The 3,250-nt window shown below is 40.1% G+C and carries 3 protein-coding genes; 2 read left to right on the forward strand and 1 reads right to left on the reverse strand.

Going from position 1 to position 3,250, the window contains the following annotated elements; all coding sequences use genetic code 11:
- On the forward strand, positions 1–715 hold a 715-nt coding region (locus tag AAC037_RS22420), incomplete at its 5' end, for an efflux RND transporter permease subunit (protein ID WP_339905756.1).
- Between the two features lie 31 nt (positions 716–746).
- On the forward strand, positions 747–2,075 hold the full coding sequence (locus AAC037_RS22425; protein WP_339905758.1) for a TolC family protein: 1,329 nt from the start codon (positions 747–749) through the stop codon (positions 2,073–2,075).
- Positions 2,076–2,187: 112 nt separating this feature from the next.
- Here the strand turns inward: AAC037_RS22425 and AAC037_RS22430 are convergent.
- The coding region (locus AAC037_RS22430; RefSeq protein ID WP_339905760.1) for a SusD/RagB family nutrient-binding outer membrane lipoprotein at positions 2,188–3,250 on the reverse strand (1,063 nt) is incomplete at its 5' end.

Genomic DNA, 3,250 nt, shown 5'->3' on the forward strand with positions numbered 1-3,250 from the left:
ATTATTAGCAACTTCAGATATTATTGCTGATATTAGGGAGAATGTAAGGCCTGAGATCATGGCGAAATACCCAACTGTTTCGGCATTGTATGAAGGTCAAAATCGTGAGGCCGGAAAGGTGACTGCCTCTGCCGGTAAGGTTTTTCCCATCATCATCTTTCTAATCCTGGTTATCATCGCTTTTACTTTTCGTTCCTATTTGCAGCCGATCTTGCTATTGGTGATGATACCGTTTAGTTTGATTGGGGTGGCTTGGGGGCATTGGTTACATGATTTCCCGATTAATATGCTATCACTACTAGGTATCATCGCCCTTATTGGAATCGTGGTAAATGACGGTTTGGTGCTTATAAGTAAGTTTAACAACTTCTTGCAAGAGGGGGTTGATTTTGATGAGGCTTTAATTCAAGCAGGAAAATCCAGATTCCGAGCCATTTTTCTTACCTCTGTGACTACCATCGCAGGTCTGTCTCCCTTGATCTTAGAAAAAAGCAGGCAAGCTCAATTTCTAATTCCAATGGCCATTGCCATTGCTTATGGAATAGCCATCGCTACGGTGCTTACTTTGATTATGCTTCCCATGCTTTTGTCAGTAGGTAATTTGTTAAAAGTTTATTCATTATGGCTTTGGGAAGGAATTAAGCCATCAAAGGAATCGGTGGAGCCAGCAGTGGAGGAGCTGCATGAAAATGAAGAATCAACGCAGAATGTTTAACAAAATGAGAGTAAAAATAAAAAATATCCAAATGGAGTCGCGGCATTCTCAATTATTTACGGTGGTTACTGGGTTGGTTTTATTTGCCTCAAGCTTGGTTGCTAATGGGCAAGAAATGCTTTCACGTGAAGATGCAATGAATCTTACGCTGAAATACAACTATGACATCAAGGTGGCAGAAAAAGACCTGGAGGTAGCCAATAACAATCAAAGCATTTTAAATAGTGGCTACCTGCCTTCAATACAGGCCAATGGGGATATAGGCGTTTCAGGTTATCAAGGCGAAAACAAAACCGCAAATGGGGACTTTAGCTATGATCCGACGGAAGCTTACAATTATAGTGGTTCCGTTAACCTAAACTACATACTGTTCGATGGATTTGGGAGGATGTACAATTACAAACAGTTGAAAGAGTTGTACAATATTTCCGAATTGCAGGCAAGACAAATCATAGAGAATACGGTTTTGGAACTGTCTAATGCTTACTTTTTGATGGCTCAATTGACGGAGGGTGTAAGTATTTTAAAAAATGCTTTGAGTATTTCCACCACCAGAATGCAACGTGCGGCCTATAGTTTTGAATATGGGCAAACCACTCAGATTGATTTATTGAATGCGCAAGTTGATGTAAACAATGATAGCATTAATTTGCTTAACACTACTCAGGATTTGGAGAACGCCAGAAGGAATCTAAATCTGATAATGAGACGTGAAATTGAAACTGAGTTTGTAGTGGATACAACCGTTTCTTTTTCTATACCAGGAACCAAAGAGGAGCTGGTAAGTCAAGCCTATCAGCGAAATGTATTGATTGAACAAACCAATAGTCAATTGAGGAACAGTGAATTTGCATTGAAGGCAAGCCAATCGGGCTGGTTTCCTGCTATTTCTTTAAATGCCGGTTACAATTATTCCGGCAATAGAAATCCTGCCGGAGCATTTGTAACTGGTAGTTATAATTTTGGTCCACAAGCCGGATTTACTTTGAGCTGGAATATTTTTGATGGAGGCGCGACGCGGGTAAGAAATAAAAATGCCAGAATAGAGATCGAACGCCAGCAAGTTTTAAAAGAGCAAACTGAGTATTCTGTGAAAAGGGATGTGCTCAATGCCTATTCTGCTTATCAAAATTCATTGTTTGTTTTTAATGCCGAGAAAGCAAATTTGGAAACAGCTTTAAAGAATTTTGAACGCAGTGACGATTTGTACAAACAAGGACAAATTAATTCAATAGAATTTAGGCAAGCTCAATTGAATTTAAGAAACGCTCAGAATAATTTCAGCATTGCAAAGTACAATGCCAAGTTTGAGGAACTTAGCTTAAAGCAATTGGCAGGAATACTTTTAGAGGGGTTGTAAGGAGTACTGGCGGATCTGGGAGATTATATAAAACAAAAGCGGTCCTGAGATAGTACCGCTTTTGTTTTTAATTACTTATAAATTATTTGGGGGCATAGCTAAGCTGAAAGTGCTATTCCACGTCCCACCATAAATAGGTTTCGCTATTGTCTCCTCCAATGGCCTGTCCTGCTGCTGATCGATTTGTTCCATTGAGCGTTTGTTCATTAATAGGATAAATCACCCTCTTAGGAATAACAAGATCACTTGTTCCTTCTATAGATGGGGGTTGCAAATCGGGAGCATCCAGTCTTCTCCATTCAAGCCAGGCATCATAGCCTCGATTGTATAGAGCAATCCATTTTTGGTTGCCAATCTTATCCCGCCAATTACCTGGGGCCGTTGAATAATCGACTTGAGATTGGGCGAGGTAAGTGTTGGTTTGTTCCTCGGTTCCTCCCCAGTAAGCTATAGAAGCAGCAATTGCTTCGCTATAATGTTCCTCAGCAGTTCCTTCCACATTATACCCTCGCTCAACAGCTTCTGCAAGCAGGAATCTCACTTCTGAATAATCCAATAATAGAGCTTCAAAGGTAGGGTCTGTTATGGTTGGGTTGATGGTGGAGAAATCTGAATAGGAATTTGAAAAACCATAAATCCCCCCTTGGTATTCTCCATCCACCTGAGTGAAATAAAAAGGTCTTCTAGGGTCATTTAATTCATTCATGGCATCTACTAAGGTATTTGCCACCACATAATCCTGCCTGGAGGTAAATAAAGGATTCATCTCTTCCGAAACAGGATTGTTATTAGGAGGTGCGTTTAAATAAGGGAAGGCGCCATTTTCTGAATTGTCCATAAATACATTTGGAGCAGCAGCTTCTACCACACTTTGTGCCATGCTGCTATTGACATCCGCGATTACCATTCCTAGTTTTAGTTTAAGCGTATTTCCAAACTTCCACCACAGTTCCATATTTCCTTCATATATGATATCTCCTTCGTCAAAACCTATTTCGTCAGTATCAATATGATTAAGAGCGGCATCTAGACGGGTTAAGATTTCTCCATACACGGAGGATGCATCATCATATGCAGGAAGTGAATTTTCCGGATTTAAGGCTTCAGAATAAGGGACATTTCCAAAGGTGTTTAGTAAAACAGACCAGGCAAAAACTTCCATTATTTCTATCTGG

Origin of the sequence: uncultured Cyclobacterium sp. (assembly GCF_963976465.1) — a bacterium.
Lineage (GTDB): Bacteria > Bacteroidota > Bacteroidia > Cytophagales > Cyclobacteriaceae > Cyclobacterium.